This is a genomic window from Amycolatopsis sp. QT-25 (assembly GCF_029369745.1).
Lineage (GTDB): Bacteria > Actinomycetota > Actinomycetes > Mycobacteriales > Pseudonocardiaceae > Amycolatopsis.
This window is the reverse complement of the sequence record NZ_CP120210.1, coordinates 15071-37619: the sequence shown is the minus strand read 5'-3', so window position 1 is coordinate 37619 and position 22549 is coordinate 15071. Positions and strand designations below refer to the sequence as shown.

Annotated in this window: 19 protein-coding genes; 11 read left to right on the top strand and 8 right to left on the bottom strand. The window is 67.1% G+C overall.

The window, feature by feature from the left end:
- Positions 1-71 precede the first annotated feature (71 nt).
- Together P3102_RS00165 and P3102_RS00160 are read left to right on the top strand one after the other, a co-directional pair.
- Positions 72-1391 (top strand): FAD-dependent oxidoreductase, encoded by a 1320-nt coding sequence (locus tag P3102_RS00165; protein ID WP_276371553.1) that lies wholly within the window; start codon positions 72-74, stop codon positions 1389-1391.
- Between the two features lie 341 nt (positions 1392-1732).
- Entirely contained in the window at positions 1733-2125 is a 393-nt protein-coding gene (locus tag P3102_RS00160) for an SCO5389 family protein (RefSeq protein ID WP_063276715.1), read from the top strand.
- On the opposite strand, the gene P3102_RS00155 is transcribed toward P3102_RS00160, so the two are convergent.
- Genes P3102_RS00155 through P3102_RS00145 form a run of 3 tightly spaced genes read right to left on the bottom strand, consistent with a single transcriptional unit; the run spans position 2122 to position 4183 of the window.
- The gene (locus P3102_RS00155; protein WP_276365523.1) at positions 2122-3129 is read right to left on the bottom strand and encodes an LLM class flavin-dependent oxidoreductase; all 1008 of its coding nucleotides are present in this window, start codon (positions 3127-3129) and stop codon (positions 2122-2124) included. The two genes, P3102_RS00160 and P3102_RS00155, sit on opposite strands and share 4 nt — an antisense overlap.
- A complete protein-coding gene (locus P3102_RS00150; protein ID WP_005161850.1) occupies positions 3102-3257 on the bottom strand; it encodes a hypothetical protein in 156 nt (51 codons plus the stop codon). The genes P3102_RS00155 and P3102_RS00150 overlap by 28 nt, the downstream gene beginning before the upstream one ends.
- Positions 3257-4183 carry a class E sortase gene (locus P3102_RS00145; protein ID WP_276365519.1) on the bottom strand — a complete coding sequence of 309 codons (927 nt, stop codon included), beginning with the start codon at positions 4181-4183 and terminating at the stop codon, positions 3257-3259. The genes P3102_RS00150 and P3102_RS00145 overlap by 1 nt, the downstream gene beginning before the upstream one ends.
- Positions 4184-4586: 403 nt before the next feature.
- On the opposite strand from P3102_RS00145, the gene crgA reads away from it, so the two are divergent.
- Positions 4587-4853 (top strand): cell division protein CrgA, encoded by a 267-nt coding sequence (gene crgA, locus P3102_RS00140; RefSeq protein WP_101613637.1) that lies wholly within the window; start codon positions 4587-4589, stop codon positions 4851-4853.
- Between the two features lie 118 nt (positions 4854-4971).
- On the top strand, positions 4972-5349 hold the full coding sequence (locus P3102_RS00135; RefSeq protein WP_276365518.1) for a PH domain-containing protein: 378 nt from the start codon (positions 4972-4974) through the stop codon (positions 5347-5349).
- Positions 5350-5379: 30 nt separating this feature from the next.
- Here P3102_RS00135 and P3102_RS00130 read toward each other — a convergent pair whose 3' ends face one another.
- The 3 genes from P3102_RS00130 to P3102_RS00120 are packed head-to-tail and all read right to left on the bottom strand — an operon-like array spanning position 5380 to position 7160.
- Positions 5380-5541, bottom strand: coding sequence for a hypothetical protein (locus P3102_RS00130; RefSeq protein ID WP_276365516.1), 162 nt, complete (start codon positions 5539-5541; stop codon positions 5380-5382).
- A gap of 52 nt (positions 5542-5593) precedes the next feature.
- On the bottom strand, positions 5594-6556 hold the full coding sequence (locus tag P3102_RS00125; RefSeq protein WP_276365515.1) for a rhomboid family intramembrane serine protease: 963 nt from the start codon (positions 6554-6556) through the stop codon (positions 5594-5596).
- A gap of 43 nt (positions 6557-6599) precedes the next feature.
- Positions 6600-7160, bottom strand: coding sequence for a peptidylprolyl isomerase (locus tag P3102_RS00120; RefSeq protein ID WP_276365513.1), 561 nt, complete (start codon positions 7158-7160; stop codon positions 6600-6602).
- A gap of 89 nt (positions 7161-7249) precedes the next feature.
- On the opposite strand from P3102_RS00120, the gene P3102_RS00115 reads away from it, so the two are divergent.
- Positions 7250-8023 carry a hypothetical protein gene (locus P3102_RS00115; protein ID WP_276365512.1) on the top strand — a complete coding sequence of 258 codons (774 nt, stop codon included), beginning with the start codon at positions 7250-7252 and terminating at the stop codon, positions 8021-8023.
- A gap of 333 nt (positions 8024-8356) precedes the next feature.
- On the opposite strand, the gene P3102_RS00110 is transcribed toward P3102_RS00115, so the two are convergent.
- Both P3102_RS00110 and P3102_RS00105 read right to left on the bottom strand, forming a co-directional pair.
- Complete coding sequence (locus P3102_RS00110) at positions 8357-8809, bottom strand: hypothetical protein (RefSeq protein ID WP_276365510.1); 453 nt, start codon at positions 8807-8809, stop codon at positions 8357-8359.
- Between the two features lie 168 nt (positions 8810-8977).
- The gene (locus P3102_RS00105; protein WP_276365509.1) at positions 8978-9502 is read right to left on the bottom strand and encodes a DUF2020 domain-containing protein; all 525 of its coding nucleotides are present in this window, start codon (positions 9500-9502) and stop codon (positions 8978-8980) included.
- Between the two features lie 100 nt (positions 9503-9602).
- Here P3102_RS00105 and P3102_RS00100 point away from each other — a divergent pair, with 100 nt between their 5' ends.
- The 6 genes from P3102_RS00100 (at position 9603) to P3102_RS00075 (ending at position 22505) form a co-directional block, all read left to right on the top strand.
- The gene (locus P3102_RS00100; protein WP_346660211.1) at positions 9603-10334 is read left to right on the top strand and encodes a hypothetical protein; all 732 of its coding nucleotides are present in this window, start codon (positions 9603-9605) and stop codon (positions 10332-10334) included.
- Positions 10334-10975 carry a pyridoxal 5'-phosphate synthase gene (locus P3102_RS00095; protein ID WP_276365506.1) on the top strand — a complete coding sequence of 214 codons (642 nt, stop codon included), beginning with the start codon at positions 10334-10336 and terminating at the stop codon, positions 10973-10975. Before P3102_RS00100 ends, P3102_RS00095 begins: the two co-directional genes overlap by 1 nt.
- A gap of 93 nt (positions 10976-11068) precedes the next feature.
- Entirely contained in the window at positions 11069-12394 is a 1326-nt protein-coding gene (locus P3102_RS00090) for a M14 family metallopeptidase (protein ID WP_276365504.1), read from the top strand.
- Between the two features lie 297 nt (positions 12395-12691).
- A complete protein-coding gene (locus P3102_RS00085) occupies positions 12692-13543 on the top strand; it encodes an ADP-ribosylglycohydrolase family protein (protein ID WP_276365503.1) in 852 nt (283 codons plus the stop codon).
- A gap of 452 nt (positions 13544-13995) precedes the next feature.
- Entirely contained in the window at positions 13996-20286 is a 6291-nt protein-coding gene (locus tag P3102_RS00080) for a hypothetical protein (RefSeq protein WP_276365501.1), read from the top strand.
- Complete coding sequence (locus tag P3102_RS00075) at positions 20283-22505, top strand: MBL fold metallo-hydrolase (RefSeq protein ID WP_276365499.1); 2223 nt, start codon at positions 20283-20285, stop codon at positions 22503-22505. The genes P3102_RS00080 and P3102_RS00075 overlap by 4 nt, the downstream gene beginning before the upstream one ends.
- Positions 22506-22549: the final 44 nt, after the last annotated feature.

Genomic DNA, 22549 nt, shown 5'->3' with positions numbered 1-22549 from the left:
AGATCACAATGATTGTTAGGGCTGCCTAACTTACCGTGGTAGGAGTGAGCCGTTCTCTTCGTGTAGCCATCGTGGGTGCCGGTCCGGCCGGTATCTACGCCGCCGACATCCTCGACAAGTCCGACGCCGACGTGACGATCGACCTGTTCGAGCGCATGCCGGCGCCGTTCGGGCTGATCCGGTACGGCGTCGCACCCGACCATCCCCGGATCAAGGGCATCGTCACCGCCCTGCACAAGGTCCTCGACAAGCCGAACATCCGCCTGCTGGGCAACGTCGACTACGGGACCGACCTGAAGCTCGACGACCTGCGCCAGTTCTACGACGCGGTGATCTTCTCCACCGGCGCCATGGCCGACCGCGCGCTGGACATCCCCGGGATCGACCTCGACGGCAGCTACGGCGCCGCGGACTTCGTCTCCTGGTACGACGGGCATCCGGACGTGCCGCGCACCTGGCCGCTGACCGCGACGTCGGTCGCCGTCCTCGGTGTCGGGAACGTGGCGCTCGACGTGGCGCGGATCCTCGCGAAGACCGCGGACGAGCTGCTCAGCACCGACATCCCGGACAACGTCTACCAGGGGCTGAAGGCCAGCCCGGTCACCGACGTGCACGTGTTCGGCCGCCGCGGTCCGGCACAGGCGAAGTTCACGCCGCTGGAGCTGCGCGAGCTGGACCACTCGCCGAACGTCGAGGTCATCGTCCACCCCGAGGACATCGAGTTCGACGAGGGCAGCATCGCCGCGCTGCGGGCGTCGAAGCAGATCGACATGGTCGTGAAGACGCTGCAGGAGTGGGCGATCCGCGACCAGGGCGACCGGCCGAAGCGGCTGCACCTGCACTTCCTGCACTCACCGACGGAGGTCCTCGGCGAGGACGGTCGCGTGGTCGGGCTGCGGACCGAGCGCACCGAACTGACCGGTGACGGCACCGTGCGCGGCACCGGCGAGTTCCACGACTGGGACGTCCAGGCCGTCTATCGCGCGGTGGGTTACCTCTCGTCGCATCTGCCGGAGATCCCGTTCGACCACACCACCGGGACCGTGCCGAACCAGGCGGGCCGGGTGCTGGACATCGACGAGGACCAGGTGCCGGGCGTCTACGTGACCGGCTGGATCAAACGCGGCCCGGTCGGCCTCATCGGGCACACCAAGGGCGACGCGGCCGAAACGATCGCGAGCCTGCTGGCCGACGCCGAGAAGCTGACGGCCCCGGCCGTCGACGACCCCGACGCGATCCTCGGTTTCCTGACCGAACGCGGCATTCCCTTCACCACCTGGGAAGGCTGGGGCAAACTCGACGCCCACGAGAAGTCCCTCGGCGTCCCGCACGGCCGGGAACGCGTGAAGGTCGTGGAGCGCGAAGAGATGACTCGGATCTCCAGGGACTGAACCTGTGCCGTGAAGGCCTCCTTCCTAGGCAGGGAGGGAGGCCTTCACGGCACAAGAGGTCAGGAACCCAGATAGGCCAAGACCGCGATGTTCGCGGTGTGTCCACCGGGCGTCAAAGCCCTCGACGACGCCTGAACCTGCACCGGTCCACCGCCGCTGCAGCTCGCCGTTCCGGCGGCTTTCGCGGCGGGCAGTTGTGTCGTGGCGACGAAGCTCTTCCACTGGAAGTGACGACCGCTTCCGCCAAAGTGGTGATGATGATCGTTTTCTCTTGTGGCTTGGCCCGCGGGTGAGTAGTCAGGAAGACGGCCCACGTTCACCGCGTCTCTCTCGGAGGTCCGATGTCTCTGGATGTATCGCCCGCGCTGCTGGAGAAGGCCGAGCGCGGGGAGGTCTCCGACGCCGAATTCGTCGCCTGTGTCCGGGAATCCCTGCCGTACGCCTGGACCGTGATCACCGGTGTCATCGCGGAGGCCGAGGGCGCGGCCGACGGGTTCGCCGACAACGAGACACCGCCGCCGAGCGAGGCCGAACGCGGTCAGCTGCTGCGGGCGCTGGCCTCGGACTCCATCCGCGGCGGGCTGGAACGGCACTTCGGCGTCAAGCTGGCGTTCCAGAACTGCCACCGGGTCGCCGCGTTCAAACCGTCCCAAGTGGACAGTGACCGCTACCGCGCGTTCGTCTCGGTGCGCGGGCAGCTGCTGAACCAGAGCCCGGAACTCCGCGACTGCTAGCAGTTCCGCAGCGCGGGCAGGACCTCTTTCCCGATCCGCGCGATGTTCTCGAGCGTTCCCTCCGGCGTACCGGACGCTTCCACCATCATGATCACGTGGGAGACCCCGGTACGCCGGATGCTCGTTCCCAGCCTGTCGACGCAGTACTCCACGCCGCCGATCGGGTGCATCTCGCACAGCTTGTCGGTGTAGGACACCGGATCCTTGTCCAGCCCCCGCCTGCCGTCGAGATACACGTGCCCGGCGAACCCCTCCTTCAGGGAGCCCGGCAGCGCGGACCGCACGACGTCCACCGCGTCGTCCCCGACCTGGCACAGCACCGTCGAGACATGTTCGGCGGCGGAATCGCCGTACGCGGCGAGGGTTTCGATCTTGCCGTCGTCGTCGGTGTGCAGGCCGAGCAACATCGGCAGCCCGCGATCGGCGGCGAGCCGGACCGCACGCGAGCCGGCGTCCCCGCAGGCCACGACCAGGCGCGGAGCGCGTTCCGGTCGCGGCACCATCGGCACCTCACGGAACCGGAAGTGGTCGCCGCCTGCCGAAACCGTCTCCGCCGTCATCGCCGCGAGCACCAGGTCGAGGCTCTCTTCGAATCCCGTTTCATATCGGGGAGCTCCGGTGCCGAAGACCTCGAGGTCCTGCCAGGGCCCGCCCCGGCCGACGCCGATCCGCAGCCGTCCACCGGAAACCGCGTCGAGCAGCGACCACTGTTCGGCGAGCGCCACCGGATGCGCGACCGACAGCACGCTCACCGCGGTACCGACCACGATCCGCTCGGTGCGGCCCAGTACGTGCGCGGCGAGGGTGATCGCGGACGGACAGACGCCGTACGGCATGAAGTGGTGCTCCGCGAACCACACGTCGTCGAACCCGGCCCGCTCGGCGGCGACGGCGGCGTCGACCGACCGGCGCAGGACATCGGCGTCCTCCTGCCCGGGAAACCGTCCGGAAACGAGGAAGACGCCGAATCGCGCGGCTACTGGACACTCACTTCGTTGAACCAAAGCCGTGGCTCCAGCCACGGGAAGACGACGAACATCAGCAGCGCCACGATCCCGAGCGCCAGCACGACCGCCGTCGCGAGCTTCACCGCGAAGGGGCCCGGCAGCTTGCGCCAGATCCAGCCGTACATCAGCGCGCCTCCGAGATCTTGGGCAGGAGTTCGGCGTAGGAGCCGACCTGGTTCTTCGGCACCTGCTGAGCCAGCACCGCGTGGATGATGAGCCGTTCCTTCGCCGAGAACTTCGGGTGACACGTCGTCAGCGTGAGCAGCGAGACCTGCTCGGCCTTCGGCAGGATCTCCGGGTCCTTGTACGGCACCGGGTTCACCGTCTCGCCCTTGGTGGGGAACACGATGCGGCGGCCGTTGGTCTCGCCGTAGGCGCCGCCGTCCACGGCGTTCGGATCACGCAGCGTCCCGACGTTCCTGCACTTCGGGTCGGCGCCCTTGCCCGCGGCCCAGCCCTCGACCTCGTCCTTGTAGGGCAGCACCTTGTAGATGTAGAAGTCCGTCTGCGTCTCGATGATGATCTGATCGCACGAAGCGAGGTTGTCCAGATCGTTGAACGGCGCGCCCTTGCCGACGCGGTGGCCGGCGATGGCGAAGTTGCCCGGCTCGCCCGGCAGCGCCGTGCCCTTGTAGTGGCCGGGGCCCACTTCGAGCGCGGCCTCGGTGGTGCCTTCCTGGATGGTGAAGTTGAAGTCGGCGCCGAACACCGGGATGTGGATCCTGGCGAACGCCTTCCCGTCGACCAGGTCGGGGTGCAGCTGCCGGTCCTTCGACCAGTCGCCGTCGAGTTCCGAACTCGCCTCGGACTGCTTGCCCGCGGAGAAGAGGTCGGTCACGTAGACCTCGTAGACCATGAACAGCAGCACCACCAGGCCGGCGGTGATGAGCAGTTCGCCCACGGTCCGGATGGCGGCGCCGCCCTTGCCCAGCTCGCGCGGCGGCGGGCGTTCCTCGGTCGTGGTGCCTCCGCCGACCGGTTCGAAGACGACGGTCTCCTCGGTCGACCCCGGCGGCGGCGCGGGACGGCGACGCGGTGGCGGCCCGGCCATCGGGCGCCGTGGTGGCGGTCCTTCCGGCGGCCTCCGGCGCGGCGTGGGCGCCTCTCCAGGGGCGCGACGCGGCGACAGTGCGGCGTCCGGCCTGGGCCGGGGGGCCGGACGGCCTCCGCCAGGGGGTCGTTCGGGGTACCGCCGTCGGTCCCCGCCCGGCTCTTCCCGCTCAGCCACGCAAGCTCCTCAGTCTCGAACCAAGCCGCAGTGTCGAACCAGCACAGTGTCGAACCGTCACCATGTCGAACCGTGTGTGACACCATTGTCACAGTGCGGGAAATCGACCGGTCCCGGACGGTGCCCAGCGGCGCTCGTTTACGTTAACGTGTGCACGTGGCGCTGGTTGCGCACCCGAAAGCGGGTCATCGCCACCAGGGAAGCCGAACAGTACGCGAGGAACACGATGCCGAAGTCCAAGGTCCGCAAGAAGACGGCGTACACCCCGCCGACCGATCGCCGCACGCCGGTGAAGGTCAAGGCGGCGGGCCCGTCGAACCTGTTCTACAAGATCGTGATGTTCGGCCTCATGCTGGTCGGCCTGATGTGGCTGGTCGTCAACTACATCGCGGGCGACAAGATCCCCTTCATGGCGGATCTGGGCAACACGAACTTCGCCATCGGTTTCGTGCTGATGATCGCCGGTTTGCTCATGACGATGCGGTGGCGGTGAGCCTCACCCCGGACGGCGGCTCGACGCCTGATCACACCGGTGTGACTCATCCCCAGTGTGGATAACCCCTGTGGATAACTACCCCACCTCGTGGGCGCCGCAGCGGAACGTTGTGGTAGTGGCGTGGGGGATCACCCTGGCGTTGCTGGCAGGTGTGCTGTGGCTGGCCATCGGCGGCGACGTCGGCGGCACGATCCTGACCGGGGTCGCGATGCTCTCCACGGGAGCGCTCGCCCTGCACGGCACCCTGCTCCGTCCCCGGCTGGCGGCCGGGCCCGGCGGAATCCTCGCCAGGACCGTCGGTGGCGCGCACCGCTATTCCTGGACCGAAGCCCGGTTCCGGCTGCGCACGACGCGACGACTCGGCCGGGACAGTGTGACCCTCGAGGTCGAATCCGGCGACCACTTGCTGGTGTTCGGCCGGATCGACCTCGGCGAGGACCCCAGGGACGTCCTGGACGTCCTCACCGCCTTCAAGGGTCAGGCGTTGTCGTAGCAAAGGACGGTTGCCGTCAGGGCCGTGTGATCAGCCCGGAACGGCCGGTCCCGCCGCGGGTGGCGCGTACTCCCCGCAGATTTCGTACGGCGAGGCCGGCGAGCAGATCGGGTCGATCTCGACCACGCAGGTCCGCAGCGAGCCGCTGAACTTCGCTTCGCCGTGCCGACACGCCCGCTGGTCTCCCGCCACGGCCGGACCGGCGGTGAACTCCCGTCGAACGCAGTCGATGTCGATGATCGACTTACCGGTAGCAGCCGTAGACCCGCTGACCCTGGATCGACGTGATATCGCAGAACGCGGCGGAGATCGTCTGAGTGTCCTTCCAGACGATGAGCCCGACGATCGCGACGACGACGATCGCGATCCCGCCGATCTGCCACTTGAGCCGGTCTTTCTCCGGCGCGTAGAGCAGCGCGAAGGTCACCAAAAGGCCGGCTACGAACCCACCCGCGTGCGCGAGGATCGAGATGTTCGGTACCTGGAAGGTGATGAAGACGTTCAGGCCGAGGATGATCAGCAACCAGGTCGGGTTCAGCCTGAGTTTGATGACGATGACCGTGTACGCGCCGATGAGCCCGAAGATGGCACCGGAGGCACCGACCACCGGGTAGGCGCCGAGGTCCGAGAACACCAGGCACGCCGCCGAGCCGCCGAGCATCGACACGAGATAGAGCACCGCGAACGGGACGCGACCGAGCGCGACCTCCAGCGGACGGCCCACGAACCACAGCGAGAAGGCGTTGCTCGCGATGTGCAGCAGGCCGAAGTGCAGGAACCCCGAGGTGAAGATCCGCCACCATTCGTTGCCCGCGAGGGTCGGCACGTTGTCCAGATTGCCGAGCTGGAAGAACTCCGAGATGTTGTTGCTCGAAAGGCTGCCGGCCAGTGCGACGGTGACGAAGAAGACGACGACGTTGATCGCCAGGAGGACCGGCGTCACGACGGCCGTCCGAGGCGGCCGGGCGCCGGCGATGGTGGTCGCGCCGTAACCGGCGTCGCGGTACTGCTTCTGCTGGACGCGATCCTGCTGGCGGCCCGCCTGGACGCAGTCGGTGCAGTGGAAGCCCACGGCCGCTTCGCGCAGGCAGTCCGGGCAGGCCGGACGCTCGCAGCGCGAACAGCTCAGCCCGGTCGGCCGGTTCGGGTGCCACCAGCAGCCGGGCATGGCGGCCTGCTGGTACTGGGGATTCGGTGGTTGGCTCACGATGCCACCAACCTACCGAAATCCCCCGTAACCGGCTCTACGATCAGCCCTCGCGGCTGACGCTGACCCTCTCGATGACGATGTCCTGGAGCGGACGGTCGGCGGGACCGGTCGCCGTGCGGCCGATCGCGTCGACGACCTCGCGGGAGGCCTGGTCCGCGACCTCGCCGAAGATGGTGTGCTTGAAGTTGAGGTGCGTCGTCGGCGCGACGGTGATGAAGAACTGCGAACCGTTGGTGCCGGGTCCGGCGTTGGCCATGGCCAGCAGATACGGCTTGGAGAACTGGAGTTCCGGGTGGAACTCGTCACCGAACTTGTAGCCGGGGCCGCCGCGGCCGGTGCCGGTCGGGTCGCCGCCCTGGAGCATGAAGCCGTCGATGACGCGGTGGAAGATCGACCCGTCGTAGAACGGGCCCGAGTTCGCACCCTGCGCGTTGGGCTGGGTGTACTCCTTGCTGCCCTCGGCGAGCCCGACGAAGTTCGCGACCGTTTTCGGCGCGTGGTCGGGGAACAGGTTCAGGTTGATGTCACCCTGGTTGGTGTGCAGAGTGGCTTTCAACGCGCCACCACTGAGGGGTCCCTTGCTTTCAGTCACGAGCTTCATCGTGCCATCTGCGGCAGGATCCGGGGAGAAGGGGCACGATAGGTTACAAGCAACGAAGCGGAATCAAAACGATTGAAGAGGTGAGAGCCATGACCCGGGCCGCAGATTCGGTGAGCGAGTCGGCGAAGGCCGGCGCGCTCGGCCTGCGCAAACGTGCCGTCGAGGCGGGTAAGGAAGCCACCGCCCACGCCGTCGAGGTAGCCGAGCAGAAGCTCTCGGAGAGCGCCGGTGAGATCGCCAAGACCAGCCGTCGCGCGCGCAAGAAGCTCGCGAAGAAGACGGAACTGACCCGTAAGGAGCTCAAGCGCAGCTCGAAGGCGGCTCGTAAGGAGGCGCTGGCCAGGATTTCCGAGATGCGGAAGCCGGGCCGCAAGGCGCGCAAGGCCGCCATCCTGGCCGCGAAGTCCGCCGGCGAGTCCAAGCGTCGGGGCAAGAAGGACTTCAAGGCGGCGAAGAAGGACTTCAGGGCCGCGCTCGTCGAGGCGAAGTCCGCAGCCAAGGGGACGCGCAAGCGTCGCCGCTGGCCGTGGGTGATCGGTATCGCGGTCGTCGGTGCCGGTGCCGCCTACGCCCTGCGTTCCAAGCAGGAGCCGCCGGTCGCTCCCGCGCCGCCGAAGGCTCCGCCTGCTCCTCCCGCGAAGCCGGCCACTTCGGCCACTCCCGCGAAGCCGGCAACTCCGGCCGCGGCCACTCCGGCCACTCCGGCCACTCCGGCCACGGCTGCTCCGAAGCCGGCACAGGCCACTCCCGCGAAGCCCGCCGCTTCCGGACCGGCTCCGGTGAACCCCGGCGCTCCGAAGCCCGGCGTCCCGAAGAACGGGCACCAGGCTCCGAGCACCAGCTCCGCCGACAAGAAGAACTGACGCTTCACACACGTCTTCTGCTTGTCACGAAAGGGCCGTCCAGCGACCCCAGGTCACTGGACGGCCCTCTCACGTCCTCGCACCGAAGATCAACGCGCACCCAAGGGTCGTCTTGGTGCCGACGATCAACGCACCCAACGACAGCACCGGCGGACTCGTCTCGCCTCAGTGCGCCGGCGCGATGGCGAGACTTCACCGGTCGCGCGCCCTCTTTCGGGCCGAAGGCCACGTGACGCGATGAAGGGGCGCCTCCCCGCCCACGTGAGTGGGAAGCGGGTCGACGCCCCTTCGGCGCGTTCACGTCAGCGCGCGATTCAATCGCGCAGCGCGCGATCAGGCAAGCGCAGCGTGCTTGTCGATCAGCTGGCCGAGGCGGGGAAGGGCCTCCTCGACGTTCTTCTTGCCGTTCGGGCGCAGCTTCGAGTAGACCTTCTTGATGCTGTCGCGGCTGCTCTTCTCGGCGCGCGAGTCGGTGACCGACAGGAGCGCGTCGGAGGCCTCGTCGCTGCGGCTGACCAGGTAGGCACCGAAGTCGTTGCCGCCCTTGGCCTTGTAGTCGCTGTAGAAGGGCTCGAGGGCACCGGTGAAGTCGTCGAGCAGGGTGTCGACGGCGGCGGGGATGATGCCCGGCTTGATCTTCTTGACGGCGGCGAAGCCGGTCTTCACGACGGCACCCGAAACGCCGCCCTTGTCCGAGACCTCGGCGTCGACGAGGTTTTCGAAGTCGCTCACGACAGCCGGGCGACGGCTGGAGTCGAGCAAGATTTCCTTGAGGGTGTCAGCCACGAAACCTGTCCTTTTGTCCTATGGGGAGAAATGATCTTTTGTGCCGCCGAGCCACACCGCAAGGCGGCCTCCGCCGGATCCCGGCGTTGCGCTGGTCCCGCGAACCGTCGCGCGTGCGGCACAGGGTAGTACAAGATCAACTTCACTCTGACGTGTGGATACCACTACCTAGAGCTTCAGCTCACCGATAGCCTCCTTCGCCACCGTACGTGCCTTGATGCTCTGCTTCTGATTGGTGGTTACGACTACCGCGTTCCCGGCCTTCGAAACGGCGTAGACGGCGCCTTCTCCGGTCGGCTGGTAGCCGCCCTTCCAGCCCGCCGGTTCGTCGGCCGGATTGGAGGTGTCGATCGGCGCCGCCTGATCCACCAGCGCCTTGGCCACCGCGGGTTCTCCGACGTACACGCGCACGGTGAGCTGCAGTTTCCCGCTGAGCGCGTAGAAGAAACAAGTCGGATGCGGCTGGTCGGCCGAGGTTTTGACCTTGGAGACCTTCTGCCCGTTGGCGTCCGAAACGAAGTCGGTGCTCAGGTACGGGCACGGGCCTTTGCCGGTGGGCTCCGGGGCGGGCGGGATGCTGGGCGCCGCGGTGGTCGACGGCGCGGGCGAACTCGCCGCGGACGGCGGCTGTTCCGTCGGCCCGCAGGCCGCCAGCAGCGGCACGGCGAGCGGCAAGATCAGAAGACGTCGCATAGTGGCGCCCAGTGAAGCAGATCGGATCGCCGCGCCGGTGCGACCATCCGCCCTGTTCGTGCGACGATGGCGCTGCGTGAGGAATCTTCGGGAGGCATCGGTGCTCACCAAGGAGCAGTACCTGGGTGCGGTGGCAGAGCGTATCCAGCGCAGCGGGGGCAGGCTGAACACCGTCCAGATCGGTCCGAGCGCGGCCGTCGTGGGCCTGTTCACCGAATCCGTGATGATGTCCACGATGAACTACTGCGTGGTCGCCGCGGCGATCCCGGAGGTCACCGCGCCCGCGTTGTACGACTTCACCGGGCTGGCGACGCAACACGCGCGCGCGAACGTGATGGGCACTGTCGGCTGGACGGCCGCTTCGGTGGTGATCGCCGGTCTGATCGGTGACCGCGTGTACCCGGACGCCGCGCAGGCCGCGTCGGCGAAGTCCGGAAACCAGTTCGGCGGCGAGACGCGCATGGTGGCCGTCGATGTCTCGGCGGCGCAGATGTACGCGTTCGTCGGCGGGAAGCTGTGGGGCGCGGCGGTCCAGGGTTCGGTGAACGCGAAGCTGACGTTCTGTTTCCCGCAGCCCGGCGAGGTCTATCAGCAGGTGCAGTGGGCGCAGTCGCAGGGCCGGCAACCGCCGATGCCGCCGGGCCCGCCGATGCCGCCGTCCGGTCAGCAGCCGCCGCCCGGTCAGCAGCCGCCGCCCGGCTGGCAGCCCCAGCAGCCACCGCCGTACCCGGTCGGCCCGCCGCCCGCGCAGGGCCCGCCGCCGGGTCAGCATCCGCCGCACTATCCGCCGCCCGGGCCCGGCTATCCGCCGCAGCGTCCGCCGGGGTACTGATGAACCGCACGTTGCGCGGCTGGCCGTCGTTTCCCGAGCAACTTCCGGAGTTCGACACCGAGGCCACACCGTCGACTCCGCGCGAGCTCTTCCTGGCATGGCTCGACGAAGCGGGTGAGCACGTCCTGGCGCCGCACGCCGTCACTCTGTCCACAGTGGACGCCGACGGGGTACCGGACGCGCGGGTCGTGATCCTCAAGGACGTCGACGAGGACACCTGGGCGGTCGCGACGAGCTCCGAAAGCCCGAAAGGTGTTCAGCTGGCGAAGAATCCGTTCGCCGCGCTGACCTTCTTCTGGCCGGGACGAGGCCGTCAGGTCCGCCTGCGCGGTCCGGTCTCGCTCGCCGAGCCCGAGGTGTCCGCGGCCGATTTCACCGCCCGGCCGCCGGCGTCCCGGGTGGAGGCGTTCGTCGGCAGGCAGTCCCAGGTGCTCGAGGATCCGGCCGATCTCGACCGCGCGGCCGCGGAAGCGGAGCGGTGGGTCGAAGAGAACCCCGGCGTGGCACCGGAAACCTGGACTCGGTATCTGGTGACGCCGTCCGAAGTGGAGTTCTGGCAGGCGAGCCACGACCGGCGGCACCGGCGGCTGCGCTACCGGCGCGAGCACAGCACCTGGCGCAAAGACCGCCTCTGGCCGTGAACGGTGAGTGGGGACGACAACCGTCGGGTTGTCGTGAATGATCCACTTCGGTGACGGTGAACGCCACCTCGGCCCAGCTCGTTCGGAGGCGAAATGTCCACACGCCGTCGCATCGGGGGCGCCTTGGCCGCCACAGGGCTCGCCCTGCTGGCCGTCACGACGCCCGTCGCGAACGCCCGGACCGGTGACCCGGCGAGAGGGCTGTACTCGGTGGAGGGTGCGTCCACCGCCGAGAAGCGCACCGAGGTGGCCCGCGCCGGTGTCGACGTCGCGGGCTCGCGCGGTGGCGCGCTGACCGTCGTCGCCACGCCCGCTCAGGCCGCGAGCCTGCGCGCGAACGGATTCGGCCTCAAGCCGCTCGGCGACTTCGACAGCATGCTGAAACAACGGAGTGATCGGGCAGGCACCGCGGCGGTCGCGGGTGACTTCCCGCCGGGTGACGAGGCGTATCACACCTACGCCGAAACGACCGCGGAGCTGCGAAAAGCCGCGAAGGATCACGGAGACATCGCGACGCTGTCCAGCGTCGGCAAGTCCTACGAAGGCCGCGAGCTGAACCTGCTGAAGATCAGCGACAACGCGGGCACGGACGAAACCGAGCCCGAGGTGCTGTTCACCTGCAACCAGCACGCGCGCGAACACCTCACCACCGAGATGTGCTTGCGGATCGTGCAGCGGTTCACCAGCGGCTACGCGTCCGACCCTGCCCTCAAGAAGCTGGTCGACGAGCACGAAATCTTCGTGCTCCCGAACGTCAACCCGGACGGTTCCGAATACGACATCGCCGGCGGCGAGTACCAAGGCTGGCGCAAAACGCGCAAACCCGTGCCGGGCAGCGGCGCGATCGGCACCGACCCGAACCGCAACTGGGACTACAAGTGGAGCTGCTGCGGCGGGTCGAGCGACGACCCGTCCGCCGCGGACTACCACGGTCCGTCGGCGTTCTCCGAGCCCGAGACCAAGGCCGTCGCGGAGTTCGTGGACTCCCGTGTGGTCGGTGGCGCGCAGCAGATCAAGACGCACATCGACTTCCACACCTTCTCGGAACTGGTGCTCTGGCCGTACGGCTACACCCAGGCCGAGACCGACACGGGCCTGAGCGCGGAAGAAGCGAAACGCTTCGCCGACGTCGGCAAGAAGATGGCCGCCACCAACGGTTACACGCCGGAGCAGTCCAGCGATCTGTACGTCACCGACGGCGACGTCAACGACTGGGCGTGGGGCAAGCACAAGATCCTCAGCTACACCTTCGAGATGTACCCGAAGGACGGCGGCATCGACGGCTTCTACCCACCCGCTTCGGTGATACCGGAGCAGACGGCCCGCAACGACAAGGCCGTCGACATCCTGATCACCGAGGCGGGCGCCCCGGCGCCGACGGCCAGCCCGAGTTCGAAATCCGCCGACGGCAGGACGTAGGTGCAACCGCGCGCCGACGGCAGTTCGTGGATGGTGAGCCGCGCGACGCCCGCGTCGACCGTCTCGCGATCGAGGCGGGCCCTGACGAACAGCCCCAGATAAGGCGCCGAACCGCCGACCGAGCGCATCCAGCCGGTCCGCTCCAGCACCTCAGCCGCCGACGCCCCGCGCAGCGACCCGTCGAGACCTTGCCGATGTGCCCACCACGCGCGCAGCTTGTCGGTCGCCATGACTCCACGGTATGGGTATCGGGCGACACCCCGCGGCCCGGCACGATCGCGCCCCGAAGGAGTACGGATGCTGGTCGAACTGGCCATTGGCGACGCGTACGGAGGTTCCTTCGAGCACGCGTACCCGAGTTTCGTCGCCGAGCACAACACGCTGGCCGGTTACGTGCCGCATCCCGGCCAGCCCGGGGTCCCGGCGGGTCGCTACACCGACGACACGCAGATGACGATCGCGATCGCGGAACTGCTCGTCTCCGGACGGCGATGGACACCGTCGCTGCTGGCCGAGCACTTCGTGCACGCCTATCACCGCGATCCGCACGACGGTTACGCGCCGCGCTTCCATCAACTGCTCAGCGAGGTCCGGGACGGCGAGGAGCTGCTGCGACGGCTGAAGCCGCAGAGCGACAAGAGCGGGGCGGCCATGCGCGCCGGGCCGATCGGGGTCCTGCCGACCGTCGACGACGTCCTCTACCACGCGAAACTACAGGCCAGGATCACGCACGACACCCCGGCCGGGATCGCCGCGGCGCAGGCCGCCGCACTGGCGGTGCACTACTGCCACCATGGGCTGGGCCCGCCGGCGGAGGTCGCGCGGTGGATCGAGAACGTCCTGCCCGCCGACGTCGGCCACGGCGGCTGGGCGCGACCGTGGTCGGGCAAGGTCGGACCGCAGGGCTGGATGAGCGTCCGAGCCGCGCTGACCGTGCTCACGGAAAGCCGGAGCCTGAGCGAAATGCTCCAGCGCTCGGTCGCGTTCACCGGCGACGTCGACACCGTCGCGACCATCGCGCTGGCCGCCGCGTCACGTTCGCCCGAAGTGGCGCGGGATCTGCCGCCGGTGTTGTGGCGCGATCTGGAGAACGGCGAGTACGGCCGCGACTATCTGGTGAAGCTCGACGAACGGCTGCTGCACATCTGACGTAGGCGGGTCGGCGGGATGATCATATGAATTCCTTGCCGGCCCGGTTTGTGAGACCGTCGACCATTTCGATCGGTTGATCTCGACCTGGCGCGGCGTCATCGAGCAGAAGAGTGCCGATCGACGCGATGAGACTCGCGATCACGTCGATTTTGTCTATAGCACGCGCCAAGAGCGAAGGCCGTACTAACCTGGCTGCCTCGCATCGACGCGCGAATCAGTGCGTCTACAGCAGTTACCAGTTCAAGGTGGCTCAGATTGTTGATCAGGTGGACACCCGGGGGTCCCGGCTACGGCCGTCGGCAGAACAACCGCCAACCTAATTCTTCGAATTCTTTGAAATCTGAAACGTCCAAGGGTCGGGCCACGACTACCGGTTGAACTGTCGATCAACACAGCTTGCGACCTGACTTGACAGGTCTCCACTGCCATAGCATCGAAGGCGGACCATCTTGATTGATAACACCAATTCCGGCACCGACGAGCACTTTGCCGGAGGCGGTGTCGGGCTCACCGAAGAGGAGCGTCAAACCCTACGACGAGCCCGGATCGCGAAAACGGCTGCCAGCTCGGTCACCCAAGCCGACCTCCTCAACGAAATCCCGAAGCTCACTCCTCGCGAGGCGAATCACCTCCGTCGGAAGCTCAAGCTCCGCGCGGGAGCGCCACTGGCCGCCGTCGCTCGGGCCGTCCGGTCCGCACTCGCTCGCGCTGAGGAGGAGTTCGCGGCACAGATCCTCCACGACTGCTTCCACGGGCCGATCCTTGCGGTGACGACAACCAGCAGCCTGACCGAGGACCAGCTGGCCGCGATCCTCTGCGCCGATTCTGACGAACTCGCGCACACTCTCGAAGCGCTATACGGGACCGAGCTGCACGAACACCTGCTTGACATCGAGGACTTCGGGTCGACACAAGCAGTGCGGGCTACCGCTTGGTCATCCATGGTCGTGACCGGGCACGCCGGAGCGATGGCCGCCCTAGCGTGGTTGCTCGCCGATCCGCCCACGTTCTGGGGCGAGGCACAAACCGACGCGGCCCGACAGGTATGGCAAACGGTTCGCGAAAGGCATCCGTTGTTGCCGGAAGCGCCGAAGCCGCTGGACACTCTTGTCGAACTCGCCGCGACCTTGGACGACCAGGATCCGCTCGACTTCGCCGCCGACGAGCCGGCCACTCCGGAGCACACCGCCATTCTCGGGGTTGCTACGCCAAACACGTTCGAAGCCACAGTGACCGGACTGGCCGAGCGCCTGGCAGCTGATGTGACCCGCGAACTTCGTGCCGGGAACGAACCGCCCGCGTTGGCGGAGCTCATCACTCAGGCAGAGCAAATAGAGCAGGAGCGGCAGGCCATCGCCTCCGGTGTTCTGCCTGCTCTGGTTCGCGCGGTCGCGGATGGCGTCCCCGCCGATACGATCGACATCGCCCGTGTCGCCGGATATTCCGTGAGGTTGTCTGGTCTGCTGGCTGCCGCGGCGGCTGTCGACGACGGTGATCCGATCACCAGCCTGGACGCGGCGACTGCAGCAGTGTGGCGTGCGCAAGATGCCGCTGCCGAAATGGATGCGGCGGTCGACCGAATCCAGCAGGTGCGGCGCCTGACGACACTGACCGGGCCGGAAGGTCTCGCTGATGACATCGCGCAGGTACGGGCCCTTGCCGACGGCATAACCGGCGACACCGACGCGGAGACGGTCGCTGCTCTCCTGGCGCTGCTTGAGCTGATCGAACTCGCCGGCGAGGACCCCCACCGAGCAATAGACCTCAGCAGGACGGTGAGCACCAGAGTGCCGGCGGCGATTCCGCTGCTCATGTTCATCGGGTCCCCTGGTGCACTGATGGTCAGCGACACGGCGGTGTCAGGTTCTGCCGGAGTTTTGCCTGCCCCCCTCGATCTCCAGGAGGCCGAGGACCACCTGGCCAAGTCCGCAGATGGTGCCGTCGCCACGGCCCATGTCGGCACGGCACAGCCCCTCGCCGACGCCGAGGTGAACCCCGAAGCTCAAAGCGTCGCGATGGACGAGCCCGCCGAAGAGCAGTTTGTAACCCAGGAGCCCGAGCCGGGGCTTGAGGATGTTCTCGCTCAGTTGAACTTCACCGTCCCGGTGCAGCGCCCGGTGCACCACACACAGCAGGCCCGAGCCGTCCCGGTCCCGGTTGTCGCATCGACCGGCCTGGACACTCCAGATGAGCTCGGCTCGGTCGCGCTCTACGGCAAACTCCTGCGTTCCGGTGAGCTTTCACTGGCATACTGGCTCAAAGTCGCGGAGAAATCCGGCCCCTCGATACAAGCCGCGCACCGGCTCGCTGCGCTGTCCGACGCGATGAAAACCTCAATCGGGTCCAATGCCACCGCGTTCGCGGCCACCATCGCCGACCTCGAACCGGGCGACCTCAAAGATCATCTCGGGATGCAGATGCTCGTATACGGCGCTTCGGTGCGCGCCGGTTTGCTGTCTCCCATCGCGGGTGCGTCCGATCCGCTGCGTGATGCGACCACGAGCATCGTGCGGTCCGGCAGCGCCGTCGGTGAGCTGACCGAATTCTTGCAGAACGCCATCTACGCAGGGGTGTACCTGACTCCTCGCAACGCCAACGCGGTGGTCGAAGCCGCCGAAGCCGCTTCCGAGCACGATGCGCTCGCCCAGGAAGCGGCGACCAAACTGAAGAACGCGCCGAATCGAACGATCAGGTACGGCCCGGCGACCGATCTGTGGCAGACCTGGATGGCGGAGGACGGCTACCTTGGCGAACCGCTGAGCATTGTCGCGTCAGGCTCGCTGTCGCCGACCGACCTCACGTTCATCCGGACCCGGGTGGCGGAGCTGCGCACGCCCCGCAGTCTCGAACAGGTTCTGGACAAGACCACCTTGCGCACCCGTGGCAGTAAGCGGACCGCTAAGCGGATCGAAGCCCGTGCACGGACCAAGTTGCTCGAATGGACCGGTGACGTCACCGAATTGCTCGCCGGCTGGGTCACTGCCACGGAGAACCTCTCGCCGTCCAGCGACGGAACATGGATGACCGACCCGATCGCGGACCTGCGGACGAAAGTCGCCACGGTTCGCGAACAGGCACTGGCCGAACTCGAGCAGCTGCGTGACAGCGGGGACGAGGAACGCGACGCCGCGACCGACGCGGGCCTGGTGCTGTTGAACAATGCGCTCGACCTGCTCATGGGTACCGCGTTGGCCGCTGGGCAGGAGATCCCGTCCGAACGGGCCCTCGGTGGCCTGCTGACGCTGGCGCCGGATGTCGATCTCACCCCGGCGCTCGCACCACGCCGCGCGGTCAAGGTGGCGGACATCGTCACCGCATTCGATGCACTCCGCACTGGGGACAGCGGTTGGACCGCGGCGTTCGATGTGCGCGCCAACAGACACGACCAGGTAGGCACCCAGCTGCTCATCGAGACCTTACGTCCGCGGAATGCGCAGCTGGCCCAGCAGCTGTCGGCGGCTCGCGATGAGGCCATCGACGACTCGATCGCTCAGGTCGACAGCCAAGCCGCCGAACTCATGACTCGTATCGACTCCGATCGGCTGTTCGGGCGTTTGAGCATCGATGAGTGGACCGACCTCACAACCCGGGCAGGTGCATATCAGCCTCGGCACCGAGGCACCCGCAACGACTTCGACCTCATGCTCGACGATCTCGGCGCGATCGAGGCGGAACGAACCGAGGCCGTGAAGGCGACGATCACCGCCGCCCGGACCACGCTCGACATCGACGGAATACCGGACGGTGCTCTCGAACGGATTCAGCGGTGTATCGACAGTGGCGACCTGACCACGGCGGCTGAGTACGAGGTCACGATTCGCTCCGGCGGCCAGTTGCCTGGACCGCGTGAAGACATTGACCACCTGTCCCTTTTCTACCAGGCGTTCCCGGACGCGTTCGCCGCTGCCAGCTCTCGAATCGGCGCTGGTGTCCATCCGATGCTCACCCAGCTGCGGAGCGCGCTTGAGGCGGGAACGCCGACCAGTGACATCCCTGCCGGCGCGCTTGCCGACACGCTGGCCGCCGCTGACATCGAGCTCGAAAATGTCGGCCGCGGAACGACGGCCGGGTCCCGGATCGAGCAATGGACGCTGCTGGCGAACGGGCGGTCGTTCAACTCCCGGATCAGCAACGTCAAGTCGATTCTCGAGCAAACCGGTTTCGCGTTCGACAAAGCGACAACTCCGCCCACGCGGCGTGGGCATTCCGGTGGCCGCGGCTTGTGGCTCGACCTGCACGGTGTCCGGGCCACGTCCGGCAAAGCACTGGTGCCGGCGTTCGGTTCGGGCATGAGCCCGTCAGGCGATTCGCTGCGGCTGTTGGGCATCTGGCGCGGGCCGACACCACGCGAGCTCGTGGAGATGCTGCGCGAGGAGCCGAACGACAGTTCCATCGTCGTGTTGTATTTCGGAACGCTCGATTCCGGAGCACGCCGTGAACTGGCGCGCCTGTTCCGCAATGATCGGCGACTGCCCGCCACAATCGTGCTCGACGACGCCGCGTTCGCCTACCTGTCGTGCCAGCCGGAACCCAGCCGTGAGATCACCATGTCGACGCTGATGCCGTTCACGGCGTCCTCACCGTTCACCCCGGACGTGCCCGGCGCCAGTATCCGACAGGAGATGTTCTACGGCCGCAGTGACGAACGCGCCAAGATCATCGACATGATGGGGCCGTGCATCGTGTATGGCGGCCGGCAGCTCGGCAAGTCGGCGCTCCTGCTGGAAGCGGCTCGCAAGTTCGACGACAAGCACAACCGGCACGCGATTTACGAATCGATCTTCAAGATCGGCCGCGCAGTACCGGTCGACGCGGTGTGGACGACCTTGTGGCAGTTGCTCGCCGCACGGGACATCGTGCCCCAGGACATTCCAGCGGGCGACGTCGCCGGGGCGCTGACCCGGCACGTCACGAAGTGGATTTCGGACCGCCCCGGCCGGCAACTGCTTCTTCTCTTGGATGAGTCCGACAAGTTCCTCGACGGTGACGCCGAGGCGGTCAATGGGATGTTCACCCACGTCACCCATTTCAAGGAGCTGATGGAGCGGACGGAACGCGCGGTGAAGGTGGTGTTCGCCGGACTGCACCAGACAGCCCGGTTCGACCGTCTCGCGAATCACCCGCTGGCACATTTCGGGGAACCCGTCTGCGTCGGTCCTCTCGCTCCACAGGCCGCGTACGACCTGCTGACCCGTCCCCTGCACGCGCTCGGGTACGTCTTCGCCGAACACGATCACGCTGCGCGAGTTCTTGCGTTGGCGAACAATCAGCCGGCCCTCATCCAGCTGTTCGCCGCGCAGTTGCTGCGCAATCTGCAAGCCGCGGCGATGCCCGACGAAGCACCGCCGCAAACCTTGCACGCCGATGACATCGAACGCGTGTGGGCCGATTCGGGGCTTCGAACGTCGTTCCGCAAGCGGTTCGATTGGACTCTCGAGCTCGACCCTCGATACAAGATCATCGCCTACAGCGTCGCGCTCCACGCCCACGCTCGTGGCATCGAGGCGACAATGACGCCGAGTGAGTTGCGAGCCGAGTGCGAAACGTGGTGGCCGGCCGGCTTCTCAGCCGAAGATGTCCGCACCGGTGAGTTCCGGGCCCTGCTCGATGAGTGCGTCGACCTCGGTGTGCTGTCGTACACGAATCGCGGGTACCGGCTGCGCACCCCGAACGTGCTCGACTTGCTCGGGGCCAAGGAAGAGGTCGAGGCAGTCCTCGACCAGGCGGAGTCGATCGAACTGCCGGAGAGTTTCGACGGCAGCCTGATGCGGCCGGTGTTCGGCGAAGGCCCGACCCGCGGGCCGTTGACGTCGCAGCAGATCGCGGATCTGCTCACCGCCCGCAATCAAGTCCGTCAGGTCATCGGCTCACACGCCCTGACCATCGAACGGTGTCTGAGGGCTCTGCAAGACGAGAACGAGCATGCGGTGTCGGGGTACAGGAAAAGTGCCATGCGGGACGCCACTCCGGCCACACTGGCCAAAGTGTGCAAGCAGGTGACCTTCAAGGCCGCGGGTCGACACGTGATCGTGATCGTGGATCTCAAGACGGCCACGCCGGAGGTCGCGTATGCGACGTGGACACAGGCGCGAGAGCTGATTGCCACCCACTCTGGCGGCACTCTCGGAATCGTGCTGGTGTCCGGTCCCGCTCAAGCGCCCACGTGGCCGGTGCTGGCTCGAGAGACGGACATGTCCTCCGGGCTTACCGAGTTGCACCGCTACGACCGGACCGACCTGCGACTGTGGATGACCGAGACGACTTTGCCGTTTCAGGACAACGCCGCTCGCGACGATTTGCTCGCCGAGACAGGTGGCTGGCCGATCGTGCTGAACAAAATCGCCGAGAACTTGACCGAGCACGGTTCGAGCTGGGCGTCCGACCCGTTGAGTAAGGTCAAACTCCAATTGGAGGACGTCGAGCGCTCCCGTGAGCTCGTCGAGGCCGCCGGAGTCCGCAGCAGTGCCACGCTGAGCCAGGCATGGGACTTCCTGGTGTGGAACGCGGACGAGCCGTCCGACCTCGACACGCTCGCGGACTACCTCACACTTCACGGTGAAAGCGGTGAGGACGCCTCGGCTGCGCTCACCCCGACCGCGCTGGCCACCGCCGGGTACTCCGACATGGCAGATGTTGTCGAGGTGCTGCGTGTCCTGGGTGTCGTAGTCGGATCGCCTGATGACGGGCAGTTCCGGCTCGAGCGGGTCATGGTCAACGCCACCAGGCGGGTGAACGGATGAGCCAAGCTGCGGTGCAGCTGCTCGATGCGCTGGTCCTCGACGCGGCCCAGGCTGCCCTGAAATCGTCTGCATACCTCGATCGGCAAATCGACTTTCGTGAATTCGCGCGTGTCAACCGATCCGAGTTGCTGGACCTCATCGCGAGAGTGCCCTCTCTGCGGGCCGAGCTCGCGCTGAACTATCGCGACAAGTTGGCTGACACGCATCCGCGCTTGTTGGCCCTGCTTGGCGAGAACTCGGCCGAGAGCGCCGACGCGGCACAAGCTCTACGGGATCCTCGTGCGTTGCGGACACCCCGGGGCCGTGCCAAGGCCGTCACGAAGCCGGCAGTCGAAAACGGGCAGTCCGCAACCAGCAGCGGGCGTGGACGGATACCGGGAGATCCGATCGCCACGCAGCGGCTGCGGGAACGGTTCGACCGACGCCTGGCCGAGACGCGTGCGGCTCGTGACCGGGCGAAGGCACAACGAGACTACGCCCGCACGGAAGCTGATCGGTTACGTCGCGATCTTGAAGCTGCCGAAGACGATCGGGATGAGTCGCTGGCCGTCATCGAGGCTTTGCGAGCCGAACTGGCTGCCGAGCGAGCCCATGTTGCAGGGCTGGCCAAGGACGTGCCTGCCGCGGCGGCCCTGTTGAAGGCTGCGATCCTTCCGGCACCGGCCGAGACTTCTGTGGTCAACGACGTCGATGTCGATCCGCGCGAACGTGAAGCCGCAGCCGATTCCCAGGCACCAGCGGGCTTGGTCGCCCCGCGGGTTGCCGCCGTACTCGCTCAGGTCGATGTGGCACCGGACTCGCTGCTCTCGGCCCTCGATGCGCTGCTCGCGCCGCCCGCACCGATCGAGCACGTCTGGGTCGGCGAACCGCGCGAGATCGCGCTGACGCCCTTGGGCGGCGGCACCGACATCGGAGGCTCTTGCATGTTGGTCAGCGTCGGCGATGTCAGGATCCTCGTCGATGCCGGTATGCGTCCCAAGAAGCCCGTCGACCGGGCCGGGCCAGAACACATCGATGTGGCCTTGAAAGGGCCGATCGACGCGATCGTGATCACGCACGCCCACAACGATCACGCCGGGTACGTACCGGCGCTGACCCACAAGTACCCGAACATGCCGGTGATCTGCACTCCGGAGACCGCGGCGATCCTGCCGACGATGTGGAATGACTCGGTTCGCGTGTTCGACCGGGCCCGTGGTGATCATGTCGAGAGCGACGAACCATTGACGGAGCCGCCGTACGGGCAAGCACAGGTTCATGACGCACAGCGTCGTATCCGTGAGGTTCAGTGCGGCCGGACCATTGAGATCGCGGCTGGAGTCACGATCATGCTGTTCCCTGCCGGGCACATTCTCGGTGCGGCCGGTGTGGTCGTGTCGGCCGGTCCGAATCGGATCACGGTCACCGGGGACGTGTCCGACCTGGAGCAGGCGAGCGTGCCCGGTCTGGTCGTGCCGGACGCGGCCCGCGGATCGGACCTACTGGTCATCGAGTCGACGTACTGCGGGCACCAACGCTCGAACCGGGACGCCGAGGTCGAGAAGTTCGTACGGATGGTGGCGGAGACAGTCGGCGACTCGGCGGCGACCGGCGGGCGGGTCCTCGTACCGGCGTTCGCGCTCGGGCGCGCGCAGGAGGTCGCACTGACTCTGCGTAATCGGCTGCCGGACGTGCCGGTTCTCATCGACGGGATGGCCAAGGACATCGCGAGAATCTATGAGGAGCAGACCGCCGGGACAGCGCGACCGCTGAAGATCTATGGTGAGCAGGTATCGGCGGTGCGGCCATGGGAACGACAGCAGCTCTTGCGCACGTTCCGGCGCGGAGTCATCGTGACTACGTCCGGGATGTTGACTGCGGGCCCTGCGGTCACCTGGGCACGCTCGATTCTGCCGGACTCGGACGCCGCCCTGTTGATCGCCGGCTATCAGGATGAGGACTCCCCCGGGTTCGAGCTGCTCGAGCTAGCCGATGCCAGCAGGCAGGCCACGTTCGTGCTCGACCGCGAAGAGCTCAAGGTCAACGCACGGGTCGCGAAGTTCGGGCTGTCGGCACACGCCGACCGGCGCGGCCTGTCGTCGATCGTCACCGAGGTCGGCGCCCGTGACGTGATGCTGGTCCACGGGATCGCGTCCAAGCAAAGGGACTTCGCGGACAACCTGACACGTCGAGGATTCTCCGTCGCGCCCACCATGCGCTGGCAGCTCACCAACTCGTGAATCGGAGCCCGAAGGCTCACGGTCGATGAGTTACCGCTACTGGT